General features: G+C 55.7%; 12 protein-coding genes. 5 read left to right on the top strand and 7 right to left on the bottom strand.

Translation table 11 applies throughout. From position 1 onward, the window contains the following. Nucleotides 1–14: 14 nt before the first annotated feature. Both otsB and OLTU_RS16045 read right to left on the bottom strand, forming a co-directional pair. A complete protein-coding gene (otsB, locus tag OLTU_RS16040; protein ID WP_218110068.1) occupies nucleotides 15–755 on the bottom strand; it encodes a trehalose-phosphatase in 741 nt (246 codons plus the stop codon). Between the two features lie 29 nt (nucleotides 756–784). Continuing rightward, nucleotides 785–3,223, bottom strand: coding sequence for an alpha,alpha-trehalose-phosphate synthase (UDP-forming) (locus OLTU_RS16045; protein ID WP_141733780.1), 2,439 nt, complete (start codon nucleotides 3,221–3,223; stop codon nucleotides 785–787). A gap of 51 nt (nucleotides 3,224–3,274) precedes the next feature. Here OLTU_RS16045 and OLTU_RS16050 point away from each other — a divergent pair, with 51 nt between their 5' ends. From OLTU_RS16050 to OLTU_RS16060, 3 genes are all read left to right on the top strand, one after another. Further along, complete coding sequence (locus OLTU_RS16050) at nucleotides 3,275–5,056, top strand: glycoside hydrolase family 15 protein (RefSeq protein WP_141733781.1); 1,782 nt, start codon at nucleotides 3,275–3,277, stop codon at nucleotides 5,054–5,056. A gap of 375 nt (nucleotides 5,057–5,431) precedes the next feature. Next, a complete protein-coding gene (locus OLTU_RS16055) occupies nucleotides 5,432–6,292 on the top strand; it encodes a TSUP family transporter (protein WP_141733782.1) in 861 nt (286 codons plus the stop codon). Between the two features lie 17 nt (nucleotides 6,293–6,309). Further along, nucleotides 6,310–7,197, top strand: coding sequence for a cation diffusion facilitator family transporter (locus OLTU_RS16060; RefSeq protein ID WP_141733783.1), 888 nt, complete (start codon nucleotides 6,310–6,312; stop codon nucleotides 7,195–7,197). Here OLTU_RS16060 and OLTU_RS16065 read toward each other — a convergent pair. Genes OLTU_RS16065 through OLTU_RS16080 form a run of 4 tightly spaced genes read right to left on the bottom strand, consistent with a single transcriptional unit; the run spans nucleotide 7,158 to nucleotide 10,549 of the window. Next, nucleotides 7,158–8,030 (bottom strand): metallophosphoesterase family protein, encoded by an 873-nt coding sequence (locus OLTU_RS16065; RefSeq protein ID WP_141733784.1) that lies wholly within the window; start codon nucleotides 8,028–8,030, stop codon nucleotides 7,158–7,160. The genes OLTU_RS16060 and OLTU_RS16065 overlap by 40 nt on opposite strands. 28 nt (nucleotides 8,031–8,058) lie before the next feature. Then, entirely contained in the window at nucleotides 8,059–8,811 is a 753-nt protein-coding gene (locus tag OLTU_RS16070; RefSeq protein WP_176736673.1) for a phosphonate ABC transporter ATP-binding protein, read from the bottom strand. Continuing rightward, nucleotides 8,808–9,644, bottom strand: a complete 837-nt coding sequence (gene phnE, locus OLTU_RS16075) for a phosphonate ABC transporter, permease protein PhnE (protein WP_218110069.1) — start codon at nucleotides 9,642–9,644, stop codon at nucleotides 8,808–8,810. Before phnE ends, OLTU_RS16070 begins: the two co-directional genes overlap by 4 nt. Nucleotides 9,645–9,667: 23 nt before the next feature. After that, on the bottom strand, nucleotides 9,668–10,549 hold the full coding sequence (locus tag OLTU_RS16080) for a phosphate/phosphite/phosphonate ABC transporter substrate-binding protein (RefSeq protein WP_218110070.1): 882 nt from the start codon (nucleotides 10,547–10,549) through the stop codon (nucleotides 9,668–9,670). 512 nt (nucleotides 10,550–11,061) lie between these two features. On the opposite strand from OLTU_RS16080, the gene OLTU_RS16085 reads away from it, so the two are divergent. Both OLTU_RS16085 and OLTU_RS16090 read left to right on the top strand, forming a co-directional pair. Beyond that, nucleotides 11,062–11,658: a sugar transferase gene (locus OLTU_RS16085; protein ID WP_218110071.1), complete on the top strand. Its 597-nt coding sequence runs from the start codon at nucleotides 11,062–11,064 to the stop codon at nucleotides 11,656–11,658. A 116-nt stretch (nucleotides 11,659–11,774) separates the two neighbouring features. Beyond that, entirely contained in the window at nucleotides 11,775–12,977 is a 1,203-nt protein-coding gene (locus OLTU_RS16090) for a hypothetical protein (RefSeq protein WP_141733787.1), read from the top strand. Nucleotides 12,978–13,003: 26 nt separating this feature from the next. Here OLTU_RS16090 and OLTU_RS16095 read toward each other — a convergent pair whose 3' ends face one another. Beyond that, on the bottom strand, nucleotides 13,004–13,942 hold the full coding sequence (locus tag OLTU_RS16095) for a hypothetical protein (protein WP_141733788.1): 939 nt from the start codon (nucleotides 13,940–13,942) through the stop codon (nucleotides 13,004–13,006). Between the last annotated feature and the right edge of the window lie 15 nt (nucleotides 13,943–13,957).

Genomic DNA, 13,957 nt, shown 5'->3' on the forward strand with positions numbered 1-13,957 from the left:
AACAGATTCCTGCGCTAAAGGGAGCGCTTGCGCCCTATCTTTTTGTACGTATCCAAACAGTGCCGAAGCATCCTATCAATTTCGGCCTGATTTTTCAAATAGTACAAGGCGGCCGAGCCTTGATCCTCGCCGACCCGGATGGTCAGGAGGCTTTCCTCACCCAGGCGGAAGACGTCCTCATCGTTTTCATCGTCGCCCACATAGATGGCCGACCGCTTGCCCGTTCGCAGCATCAACTCCAGGAGGGCCACCCCCTTGTGCGGCGCCCCCGAAGCCACCAGGTTGACCACGTACTTGCCGAGCAGGATCCGCGGCGCGGGGATCAGGCTGCTGGCCAGTTCGAGCAGCTTGAGTTTGATCTTCCGCTTGTCGGTCGCCTGCCGGTAGTGAATGGCCAGGCTGAAACTTTTGTTCTCAATGACCACCCCGGGAGTCTTGGCCAGGGAAGGCTTCAGCTTCTCGTACCACTGCCGGGTCATGTCTGCGGCAATCTCCAGGCTGCCCGTGGAACTCGGCAGACCCTCGAGTCCGTGATTGCCGATCGCAAAGTCCACCTTGAAAGGCAGACGCTTCAAAAGATCGGGCCGGCTGCGTCCCGAGATCACGACGATCGCGGTATTTTCATAAAGGCTCCGCATGTAATCGTCGGTCTTCGGAGAAACCTTGGCGTCCTCGGGGTCCGGGACAATCGGGGCCAGGGTGCCATCAAAATCAAAGGATAACAGGGCGTCGGCATAGCAAAAAGCATCAAGCATCCGCAGCCCTTCTTCATCAAAAAGATATTTCATAGGCGTAACGGGCCTCCGGAAGGCAAAATGCCAAATTGATAGGAATCCGTGTCATTGCTCTCGTCACCATGGGAAGCCAGACGCACGTGCTGCAGTTTATCCAGGAGACGAATGCGGCTGGCATCCATCAGCATGCGGCCGGCCCAGCGATACACATTGAATTCCCGGATGAAGGTCCGCATCAGGTTCATGCGCTCACGCTGTTCTTCATGACTCATCCGCAGGCCGACGGCCAGGGCCTGAGCTGTCTGATCAATATCATAAGGGTTCACGATCAGGGCGCCGGTCAACTCCCGCGAGGCCCCGGCAAAGGTACTCAAAATAAGAACGCCCTGCTCATCATCGTGCGCGGCCACATACTCCTTGGCGACCAGGTTCATCCCATCATGCAGCGACGTCACAAGACAGATATCCGCAGCGCGCAGATACTGATAAACCTCTTCCGCCTCATGGTGCACAGGCAGATAGACAATGGGCTGCCAATCTTCTTGACTATAGTCTGCATTGATTTGCGCTACGACCTTATCCACCTCGGCCGCAAACTCGCGATAGCTCGAGATCGAGGAGCGGCTCGGCGCACTGATCTGCACAAAGACGAAGTTGCCGACGGCCTGGGGATCCTTCTGAAGGAGCTTTTCCACAGAGCGGAGGCGTTCGACGATGCCCTTGGTGTAATCCAGCCGGTCGATGCCCACCCCGATCTTGCATTTGGGATTGATGCCATGCTTCTGCTGCAGATGCAAACGGCATTCAGCGGCCGGCGGTGTGGTTTCCAACGCCCTGGGTGGCCATTCGATGGAAATGGGATAGGCCCGAATCTGGGTGGCCTTGCCCTTGTGAATAATGGTATTGGTCTCGCGGTCGATGCGGGCTTCCAGGTAACGGTCCACGCATTCCATGAAGTTGTTGCAATGGAACTGGGTATGGAACCCAAGGATCGAACTTCCGAGGAGGCCGCTGAGGATTTCATTCCTCCAGGGACAGATCCCGAACGATTCCGCATTCGGCCAGGGTATGTGCCAGAAGCTGAGGATGGTGGCCTGCGGCAACTGCGAACGAATCAGCAGCGGGGCCAGCGCCAGGTGATAATCCTGCACCAGGATCACCGGCGAAAGGTCGGTCGCCTCTTCGCAGACGGCCTGGGCAAACTTCTGATTGGCCTTCATATAGCAATGCCAGTCCTCGCTCCGAAACTTGGGACGGGTATGCGCGATGTGGCAAAGGGGCCAGAGACCCTCGTTCGCAAAACCAAAATAATAACCCTGTTCCTCCTCGTCCGTCAGCCAGATGCGGCGAATGGAATAAGAGGGTTTCTCGGGAGGCACGCGCACGCGGTCATGATCATCGACCACCTCACGGTCAGCATTGCCGCTGCCATGGGCGACCCAGGTTCCTGAGCAGGCTCGCAGGATCGGCTCGAGCGCCGTGACCAGACCGCTCGCCGGTTTCTGCACCTTGATCTTGTCGCCTTTCCGCATATGAATATAGGGTTCACGATTGGAGGCCACGATCACCCGTTCCCCGGAGAGCTGCTTTTTCAAAATATCGCGCAGGGTCGCAGCATTCCACGTCATGCGGGAATCATCCTGCTGCAGACGGGTCGATTCCATTTCCTTCACCAGAGCCTGCACGTCCTTAAGAATAGGCAGAAACTCCTGATTATTCCGCACGGCAAGTTTGGCCTTGGAGGGATTGCGGACGCCAAGGACCAGACTTCGTACGCTCTGCACCCAATGGCTCAAACTCCAGCGGGCAATACCCAGGACCAGCAGGGCCACCAGGATGCCGATCGAAAGAAAAACCAGCGCCATGTACAAAGTGGTTTCACGGCTGCGTCGATCGACGTAACTCATATCCTGGACGATCATCAGCTTCAGGGGATAAAATCCAACCGCACGCGCCAGGACCTCGGGCGGAAGGGGTTGCGGTGGAGGCTGCAAGGGAGCGCCGGCCTCAGTCTCTTCGTCGGTCAGGACACCGTTCGTGGGTGTTTCCGTGGGTTCCGTCGCTTCCGGTTCCGGCAATTCAATCAGGGCATAAGAAACATGGATGGAACCACTGGGCAGATTGTAATGTCTTCCCTCAAAGGGGGGATCCTTTTCGAGAGTGGAACACCCAAATCCTGCGGGGAAGTTATCGGTTTTCATTAATACCTTCTGCCGCGAATCACAGATCTGAAGCGCGAGCAGACGCTCATCCTCGGTGGCTTTTTCCAAGGCAGCCTGCAGCCTCTTACGATTCTTAGCGACATCGTCGGGAGTGACGAGCAGTCTTTGCAAATCGGGCCCAACAGTTTTGCCAATCAATATGCTCCGTATGTTAAGATCCCGGACGGACCAGACCTCCATGAGGTGTTCGACAAACGGGACCAGCGCGTAAGCCAGAAGAGCCAACGCAGCCAGGACCGGGAGCAAAAAGCGGAGTGTGAGTTTCATCTTGTCTCCGTGAATTACTTTGATATAAAACTATTTCAAAGAGGTAGCACTATGTATGATTTCTCGCTCGTCGGCAACTGTCAAATCTCGGCTCTCATCAAGGACGACAGCAGTATTGTATGGCTGTCGATGCCACGTCCCGACTCGGACCCTATCTTCGGCAAGCTCCTGGATCCGGACGGCGGATTTTTCTCGATCAGCATGGACGGTCCCGTCCACACGGAACAGGCTTACCGGCCGAACACGGCGATTCTTGAATCGCGGTTGAGCACGGACGATGGGCAGAAGATCACGGTTACGGATTTTGCTCCACGTTTTGAACAGTATGGACGCATGTATCGTCCGGCTACTTTGATGCGCGTGGTGGAACCTGTGGGCGGTCGTCCGCGCATTCGCGTCTGCTGCCAACCCATTTCCGGTTGGACCAAGGAACCTTTGCGTGCGCATCGCTTCAACAGCCACGTACGCTATGAGCACCCGCAAGGCAGCCTGCGTTTGGTGACCAACATTCCCTTGACCTATCTGATCGACGGCCAATCCTTCTTTTTGGATGAACCCGCGTATTTCGCTCTGCTCTGGGATATGCCGCTCGAAGACGACCTTAAGGATGTGGTCCAGGGTTTTCTGGCGAAGACGGAACGCTACTGGCAAACCTGGGTGAAGCACTGCACGATTCCTGTGCTCTTCCAGAAGGAGGTCATTCGTTCGGCCATTACGCTGAAGCTCCATTGCTATGAAGATACCGGAGCCATCCTTGCGGCCACGACCACCAGTCTCCCCGAAACCTTTGGCAAGGAACGGAACTGGGACTACCGTTTCTGCTGGCTCAGGGACACCTTCTTTACCTTGAGTGCCTTTAATAACCTGGGGCACTTTGAAGAAATGGAAGGATTCTTCAAATTCCTGATCAACATCGTGCAATTTGATCACGATCTGGCTCCGGTCTACGCCCTCGATCAAAGTCTCCCCCTGCCTGAACGATGGCACCAGCAGTGGGCTGGGTATATGGACTCACGCCCTGTTCGCACGGGAAATGCGGCCGCTCTGCAGCAACAGCACGATGCGTACGGGGAGATGATCCTGACTCTGGCACCGATTTATTTTGACGAGCGTTTTGTCTCGCTCCGTTCGCCCCATCTCAACGTGCTGATGGACTGGCTCACGGAACGCTGTATGCAATCCATAGGCCAGCCTGATGCTGGACTTTGGGAATTGCGCGGCACCAAAATTGAGCACACCTTCACCAACCTGATGTGCTGGGCGGGCCTGGATCGCAGTCTCAAGATTCGCCAGGCTGGACAGCTGGGGCCGGCGGCTCAACTGACCCTCGATCGTATCGCCGAGGCTCGACAGAAGGCCTTGGATCACATCCGCGCCGCGACGCATGACCTGGTGGTTTATAACAGTCCTTCGGATAATACACTGGATGCTTCCATGCTCATGATGCCGATTCTTCATTTCCCGGATAAGGAAATCAACAAGGCGACCGTTCAGGCCATTGCTTCCAAGCTGGGGGCGCAGGGACTGCGTGAGGATGCCGGTATGTTGCTTTATCGCTATCTGCGTGAGGATGATTTTGGGCAGCCGCAGGATGCGTTCCTGGTTTGTTCCTTCTGGCTGGCGCATGCCTATGCGACCGTGGGGGAAAAGGAGCGGGGACGTGATCTTCTACAGAAATTAACCCATTATGCCACGCAGCAGGGACTTTATCCGGAGCACGTGACTCTGGGTCATCCGACCCATCATTCGGGGAATTTCCCGCAGACATACAGTCACGTCGGTTTGATTAACGCAGCATTTGCTCTAAGCCCTGACTGGCGCGAAGTTCTCTGATGCGGTGACCCGAAAATCGAGGTTCTCCTTTACGCGACACCTTTTATTTTGATATAAAAGTAATAGCTCTTCACGGCAGCCAAGAGTCGCGAAGATAAGGCTCTCTCGACTTCTCCATCAGATGAAGATCACTGTCTTCATTGAACTACCTCCAGGGAATGCGCTCCATTTATTGAGCGCGTTTCTTTTATGCGCTCTCTTTCACTCTCCAGATGGAATGGAGTGCTCCGCAGGAGCCTCCGCTCCTATTTTCCGTGACCAGGACAAAGATCTGGTTATGGTAAGTATCTTCCTCCTGGGGAAAAGGCTGGCCTTGCCTCGCTTCGCGCACTATTCTCCCCACCATCAGCTGATACACCCTCAAGAGGCACCTTGATGTCCCCCGATTGGCTTGCGCTCGACTCCCTGTCCTTTCCCGACACCCTGATATTCCTGGGCACCCACGCCTGGCCGCTCTTTGTCGCCGCATCCATCGCCGGTCTGGTTGACTCCATCGGTGGCGGGGGCGGTCTGATCACCATTCCAACCTTTCTGACCATGAATGTCCCGGTCCCGCTGCTCCTCGGCTGCAATAAATGCGTCTCCACTCTGGGTTCCCTGCCAGCCGTGCTACGGTACAGGCGCGCCAAACTGTTGCCGGATCTGCCGCGGGCCCAATGGGTCCGATTGTTCGTGGGAGCGGCGCTCTGTGCTGCAGTGGGGGCCTGGCTTTCGCAGCAAAAGGTGATCCTCGATAATCTACACTTCATGGTGCCCGTCCTGCTCTTTACAGTGATGGGCTTCATGCTGAAACGCTGGTTCTGGGATGAACGCAGAATGAAACGCATCGCCACCCTCGGTCCCGAGGACATCGATCCGGTGCAGCCGATCGCGCAGGCCCTGAAGCGTCCGCTCGCGCGCACCGGCATCGCCGGGGTCGCGTTTTATGATGGAATCTTTGGCCCCGGAACGGGCACCTTTTTTCTGAGCCTCTTCGAAAGCCTTGGTCTGAAAACGATCAGCGCCAACGCCATCACCAAGATTTTCAATCTCGCTTCGAACGTCGGAGCCATCGCCTGGTTTGGTTTCCACGGAAAGGTCATCTGGCCGCTCGGGCTGGCGGGCGCTTTCTTTTATTTGTGTGGCAATTATATCGGCGCGGGCATGGTCCTCAGGCGTGGCCAGGGCCTCGTGCGCATCGTGGTGCTGGTGGCCACTTCCGGCCTACTCGTCAAACACCTTTTGCGCTATCTTTGAAACGGGAGGACCATGGCATGGCACTGAAGCAGGCTTTTCTCATCAGTCTCGGGCTGACGCTGATTAAGCTCCTGGGTTTTCACCTCTCCGGTTCGATGATCGTGCTGGCGAGTTTTTATGATTCCCTGACCGACAGTCTGGTTTCCTATCTCAATTATTTTTTCTATGGCAAGGCCCGTGAAAAAGCGGATCATCAGCATCCCTTTGGTCACGGTGGCTTTGAAGTGGTCAGCTGTCTCGCGCAGGGCGTACTGATCACCATCCTCGGCTGCCTGCTCGCGTATCAATCCGGCTCGCAACTGCTCTCCCGGTCCGAACCCTCGCTGGAACCGGAGACCATGCCCTATGTGGTGGGCATCATGCTGCTCTCAGCGGCGTCCGGTTACGTTATTCAGTGGTTTCTTGGTCGCTATGAAAAAAAACTGGCGACAACCGGCGAAGTTTCGCTGACAGTCCAGTCGGATCGTGCGCATTATCGGTCGGATTTTTATACGAACAGCGCCGGTGCCCTCGGGGTGTTAACCGTCTATTGGTTTGAAAGCTCAACGCTCGACAGCATCCTGGGTCTGGTGGGTTCGGCCTTTCTCTTTAAAACCGCCTGGCCCCTCCTGGTCAGCACCTTCAGTCATATCATGCACGTGGAAGCCGAGCCCGAGATTCAACAGGAAATCCTGCAGCTGGCCCTCAGCACCGATAAATTGGTGGAAGGGATTCATCGGCTGCGGACCCGCCGCCTCGGGCCTAATCTTTTTGTGGACTTTCATCTCAAACTCCCCGCGCACATGCCCCTGGTCGAAGCCCATCGCCTCGGGGATGCGGTGGAAGCGAAGATCATGGAACGCTTTCCGCGGGCGGATGTTTTGATTCATCTTGATCCGGATAATCTGCCGGATGAAGAGGTTTGAGGCTCAGCAGGAGCAGCCTGCCGAATTTTTACGACCCTCTCGGTGTCCGGTAAAATCCCGGAGCAGGTCGTCCAAATGCCCTCCTGCAACGAGCGACAGAACTCTTCCGGCAGTTTTTCGCCCCGCATCGCAGCGATGACTTCAGTGGGATCATAGTCCATAGGAACAAGCTGAGGGCGTGGCATGGAATCCGAAGGAGAAAACTCCAAGGTTGCATAGTAAACGCGCGGCATGCCTTCGTGCGCGGGACGCCCCAGTACACCGACATTCAGCCAGAATCCATCATCGAGCGATCGGATCCACGGTATTCCAGAGTGAGTCGCACATATTCCTGTGACCTTGTAGGCTTCCAGCCACTCTCTGATTTTCGCATCCCCGGTTTCCGACTCCCAGACAAATTCATTAATCTGCTCCGGACTGCCATGACAAAGGAGAATGGAATGCTGCCTCCATTTCAGAATCATCTGCTGTGGTAATTCTCTGAGCCAGGATTTATTCATCTCGGAGGTATGGGAGTAGGTGTAATCGTAACTCAATTGAGCAAACTTCCGATCGAGCGGATCCAAATAACCACAGCCGCAGTCAACCATCCCATGGCCCACAGCCTCATCATAGTTACCCTGAATGCAGGCAACCTTCCCGTGCCTAAGCAATTCAATGGTCCGGTCCGGATAGGGCCCAAAGCCTCCCAGGTCGCCTAAACAGAAGCGATGACTTATCTCCGCTGTTTCCGCTAAAAAAGTCTCAACGGCAGCGAAGTTGCTATAGGGTCCACCACAGAGAGCGATACGGGAACAGGCGTCAGGTAACGAAATGATCCTGGGTTCGGGCATCAGCAGTACCTCCTCGCCTCATAAAACTTTATCCATAGAGCAGGGCCAAATCACCTTCTTCGATGTTAGGACCCCCCTGGCTCAACACGATTCTCCCCGCTTTGATCCCTATTATTCTATTCGCCAAATAAGGAAGAAGGTCCAGGGAATGCACGACTGTGACAAGCGTCTTTTGATTGTCATCCGCCACCTGCCTCAGAAGTTTGGCAATCTCGATTGCGGCGTCGGGATCCAGATGCGATGTCGGTTCGTCAGCCAGCAGCAGGGGGGCATCCTGAGCCAGAGCCCTGGCAATGGCCACCTTCTGACGTTCGCCTCCCGAAAGACGATCGACGCGCTCATCGCGTTTATGCTCCATGCCGACCGCTCTTAGGGCCTCGCGAGCGAGGTCCTGATCCCGCGCGGGGAATCGAAAGAGCCAGGTCTTCGGCGAGGCATGGTGCCCCAGGCGTCCTATGAGGACATTATCCCATACGGTTCGTCTGGAAACGAGATGCAAACCTTGGAAGATCTGGGCGACCGACGCTCGCAAACTTCGCAGATCTGATGTTTTCTGGTGAGCCGAGACCCGGTGATTCAGGACCATAATCTCACCTGAGCTCGGCTGGACCAAACCCGTCATGGCCTTCAATAAGGTTGACTTGCCGGCTCCATTGGGCCCCACGATGGACAGCCGATCGCCTCCTTTAACCGATAAATCAAGATTATCGAGTATCCTGGTCCCATGCCCTTCGACGCAAACGCCCTTGAGATCGATGACCGCACGCTCTCCTGGCTTCATAAAAGATCCTTGCGAATTTTTCGACTGATGCTGTCGAACAAACTCACCATGATGACGATAACCAAAAGAATCGTTGTCAGGCGCCCCCATTGAAACAAAGCTGTGGCTTCCGAGAGAAGAAGCCCGATACCACCTGCCCCGACGAGGCCCAGTATGGTCGAATCTCTGACATTAAACTCCCAGATATAGAGATTAATGGAAATATACTGAGGCAGGACTCCAGGCACGACGGCCGCAAAGAAAACCTGCATGGGACGGGCGCCGACTGAACGAACCGCATCGATAGCCTGCATATCCAGAGCCTCCAATGCCTCAGCGTAGAGCTTGCCATAGCTTCCCAGGGAGTGAGCGGCTATCGCCAGGATTCCGGCCATGGATCCCAGGCCGAAGATGCCGACAAAGATGAGCCCGAACACCAAGGTGTGAATCGAACGTGACAGATCAAGTCCTAACTTCATCAGCAGGGCCAGGGGCCGGGGCGCCTGCATATTACGAGCCGTGAGGAATCCAGGAACCACGCCCAGGATTGCTCCGAGGAAGGATCCCAGGGTTGCGATCCTTAACGTGTGCCAGGCGGCTCGAAACAGGGACTGGAGAAACTCAAGTTCCACGAGCCGCTGGTTTTCGGTCCTCAGGACCTCTCCCTCTTCATTGCGAAATTCAAAGGCCTGGTCGCCCAACCAGACGTCGACAAAACTCGGCGTGCTCATCTCTTTCACAGTGTGGAAGAAATTCCGCCAGGGCTGTCGGCCCAGGGACAGATCCCCTTCAGCCAGAAGACTGCCAAGAGCGGCGCCCAACAGCATCACATAACATAGAGCGTAGAAAGCCAATCGGATTTTCTCAGGCCCGCGCTTCACGTTTTACCTTTCGGGATGAGTTTGCCCGTGGCCAGTCCCGCATCGCGAATGGGCTTATAGAAGGAATTATCCTTACGAACGAAACCGGTATAATGAGGAGGCAGGAGCCCGGGATTTTTCTTCAGCTCTTCCCCCACGGACTCGAGCGCGCTCTGCAGCTTCTCCACAAAAGCTTTATCCTGAGCCAGGGAGGAGCTCACCGCAAACGCATCATTCGGCAGTGGGTCGGACGTCCAGATGATCCGGCTGTCCGCAGCCCTGATGAGACCCTGCTCGATCATGGCATTCCGGTTTCGGTTGTAGTCGGCACCGGCGTCGAGTTCGCCTTTGGCCACCTGGGTTTCGATAGCCTGGTGCTTTGTATAGAGAACCTTGGAAAAGTGCTTGTCAGGATCAAGGCCCATTTTCATGAAATGATGATAGGGAATCAGATAGCCCGAGGTCGATCCTTTGTCGCCAAAAGCAAAGGTCCTGCCCTTGAGGTCGGCGAGGGTTTTAATCCCTGACTTCGGATTCGTTACGATCAGCGCATGGTACTCGGGTTTGCCATCATAAAGAATGCTCGCAACGGCCTGAGCGCCCGCCTCGTTATGAGCCAGGACATATCCCCAAGGTCCCAGCAGAGCCATATCCTCTTCGCCGTTCGCCAGGGATTTCGCGAGACCTTCCCAGGTATCGACGGTTCGCATCTCGATCCGGCGTCCCAGTTTTTTGGAAAGATAATCGGCGAGGGGGCGGTAGGTCGCGTCATTCTTATTCTTATCGGGTTGAAAAAGCCCTACCCCGAGCCGGAGCGGCTTCTCCGCTGCAGCCCAGGCTAAAGGCGCGGCGAGCGTGGATATCAAAAGGGCCATCAGTGCGATGCGGCGTGATTTCAAAGGATGTCCTCCCGTGGGTTTTAGGAGAATAACCTATGCGATAAGAGTGGACCTTGGCTATCGTTAGGTTCGCTCCCTGTCCAAGGCCTGAACACTTCTCGCCCTATTTCCTTAAGCGCTTGATTTGACTGATATTTAACGCTTGTCGAAATCCCGGTCAACGCCTTCCTTTCAGACACTTTATTCCTTCGCGTAAGAAGTTTTTTCCTTTACATTTCGGCAGGTTAACCTACCATGGCACGCCAATTGTACTGGTCCCCTTTTTGCAAAAATTCCCTTGAGGGATTTTCTCAAACACCAGGGCCGCTCCCACACAGGGTGGCCGAACGCAAGAGGTCTGCACCATGCACGCGCAAGCTCAACGACAGGAAATTGCTCACGGAGCGTATCCCGTACCAAGGCCCCTGAAGCGTCGCTATGAACGGCGAACAGATTCGCGCATCGAAAGGGACGAGCAACCCGTTGTTCGTTTTACTCCCGGTCGAATTCCAGTGGTCAGAAGGCAGCCGCATGTGGAAAAATTAACTAGAACTTTGGATGTGGTGGGCGCGCTGGTCGGGTTGATTCTGGCGGCTCCTGTCCTTTTGTTGAGCATGGCTTTAATTAAGCTGACCAGTCGTGGTCCCATCTTTTTCTGTCAGATCCGTGTGGGAGAAGGCGGACGCCTCTTCCGTATGTATAAGCTCCGGACCATGGTCGTGGACGCAGAAAGACAAAGGCGTGCGCTGCTGCATCGCAATGAAATGAGCGGCCCGGTATTTAAAATTCGTCGTGACCCCCGCATCACCTGGCTCGGCCAGTATCTGCGGAGATTCAGTATTGATGAAGTGCCCCAGTTCTGGAACGTGCTGATCGGTGATATGAGCCTGGTTGGGCCACGGCCGCCGCTCCCGCGCGAAGTGAAACGCTACAAGCGCTGGCAGCTGCAAAGACTGATGGTCAAGCCCGGCCTCACCTGTCTTTGGCAGATCAGCGGTCGCAACCGCATTGGCTTTGAGGACTGGGTTCGCCTGGATATCCGCTATATCCGCACGCGTTCGCTGTGGGTGGATTTCAAGATCATCCTCCGGACGTTCAAGGTCGTCTTCATTCGGCCGGACGGAGCCTGATAGTGGATTCGGCCCGAGGCAGCCTGATAGGATAGTAGAGCGCGGAATGGTGAGACGGCCTGGAGAACCAGGCCCACTGTTCCTCATCTCCCATCCCGATCGACAAGGATGTCATCATGGGTTCAAGGCTTTTGCCGGCTGCTCTGCTTCTGACGACGGGCTCCCTCTCTGCGGCCCCTCTCCGTAATCTGAACACTATCGAATACGAATACCGCGATCAGCAGCTCTCGAGCCGCAATCCCGAAATCAAACGCCCGGATCATTTGAACATCCTGGGTGGTCGCAGCCTCTTCCTTTATGAAGAATCCAAATTCAATGCACAGGCCGAACTGGGAGCGACCGCCGGTGACTCGGGACGTTCGTCCTTCACCGCACTGCAGGCGCGATCGGGAGCCACCTGGCGCGGGGCCCACAGCAGCGATACCGTGGAAGTCGGCTGGCTGCGCACGCATGGGGCGGACGCCACGCAGCGTCCTCTCGAGGAAACCGTTCTGGAAATCGGCGCGCCCTTTACCGGCACACGCGCCGGATATCGCCATGAACATCAGCTCGGCACGATGGACAGTATGTCCCTATCCGGAGGCATCAGCCGCAATATCGATGGAACGACGGATCTGGAAAGTCGCGAAGTCGCCGCGGGCTGGTCCCACCTTCTGAATCGCAGCTGGACCAACACTCTAAGCGTGATCCGCGGGACCCAAAAGGTGAAGGACGGTGAGGCCTCCGATACCTGGGAAATTCGGAATGATGATCTTTGGGCTTTGAATACGGACTGGTCGGTCCAAACCACAGTGGGCGGGCTGCAGCAGAATGTGGAAGAGGAGACGAGGAACTCGGTGGTGATGGGAGCAGCCCTTTCCTATGTGCTGCGCAGCGCGAAACCCGATGATCAGAAGAACAAGGCCCAGCCGATCGCTCAGGATATGATCCGGCGCCCGGATCTCGATCGTATTGAGAACGTGCGGACCCAAAGTCAGTTCCGGGCCGGCTGGGATCGGAATCTGGATCAAAGGCGGGCCGGAGATCCTCAGTTTCTGGCGGATCAGTTTTACATTCAGGGTCTTTGGGTGGTCGATCCTGAACAGAGTTTGCAGATTGATCTGCAGCGCAGTCAGTCCATCGACAAAACCGTTCCCGGTTCCGCGGATTTTATCAGTAACGTGGCCAACCTTGATTATCGCTGGACCACTCAGGTGGGCCCATCAACGGCAGGGGTTTTGGGTAGTTTCGGGCTCGGCATCACCCAGGAGCAGATCAAACAAGACCCGCAACGCTACGATCGGCAGCTGTTGCGGGTCAGTTATGCTGTGACGTTCTGAATTTACGTGGCGAACGTACGCGTCGATCAAGGAATGTAATCGATCGTCACCGTCATGCGAAAGTCCAGATGCTGGCAGTCACTGTTGTCATTATCACCGGTGGTGATAAATCCAAGCTGGGCTTTCGGCACGGACTGAATCTGCTTGTCAAAGACGAGGCCCGCCTTCGCCGCCAGTTTCAGGAAAGCATCCTGAGGCAGAGTCAGCTGCATGTTGCCGTTGGTGGAGGTCTTGGGAATCCGACACAGCTGGTCAAAATCCGGCTTGCTGGGATCCAGACCCAGACAGTATTTGGCGAGCTTCCCATTGAAGTATTCCAGATTCTGCATTCCATTGGGCGGCAGCCACTTGTAAGTCACCAGCCCATCCGCATCCACGGTCAGGCCGTTCGGATAAACTTCCAGATTGTCCTCCAGGTGCTTCGATTTGGTCGAATAATCCTGGCTCGCCGCCACCACGAGGCTGTTCAGCGTAATCATGATCTCATCATCAAAACGCATGACCTGCTGCGGCGCATCAAACTTCATATTGCAAAGCCGGGTCATGCCTTCCAAGGGCAGCTCCACGAATTCCTCGCGGCGGGCGCGCAGAACTTCATTCTTGCGGCTCAGGTTGTCGTTCTTTTCGAATTCACAGGTCATGGTCTTCGCGGGGAAGAACAAGGGGAAGGCTTTGGACTTCAGCGTCCCATTCTTTACGGCATCCGCGCAGGCCAGTTTCACCTCTTCGGGCGGAGGCGTCTCTTCAGGGAGCTGAAGCTTGGTTTCCACCGTGGTGACTTCGACCGCCTCGATGAGTTCATCCACCACCACAGCCGGCGCGTTGCCCGTGCCCACGCTCGCATCATCGGAGCTGATGTTTTCACCGGTGAGCAGCGCGGCGTCGTCCACACTTTTAAAGGATGCCGGTTTGCAGGCTGTGATCGCCACCAGCAATGAACTGAGAAGTGCTAAGCTGAATCGCATGAGAAAGTCCCTCCC

Source organism: Oligoflexus tunisiensis (genome assembly GCF_001748245.1).
GTDB lineage: Bacteria > Bdellovibrionota_B > Oligoflexia > Oligoflexales > Oligoflexaceae > Oligoflexus > Oligoflexus tunisiensis.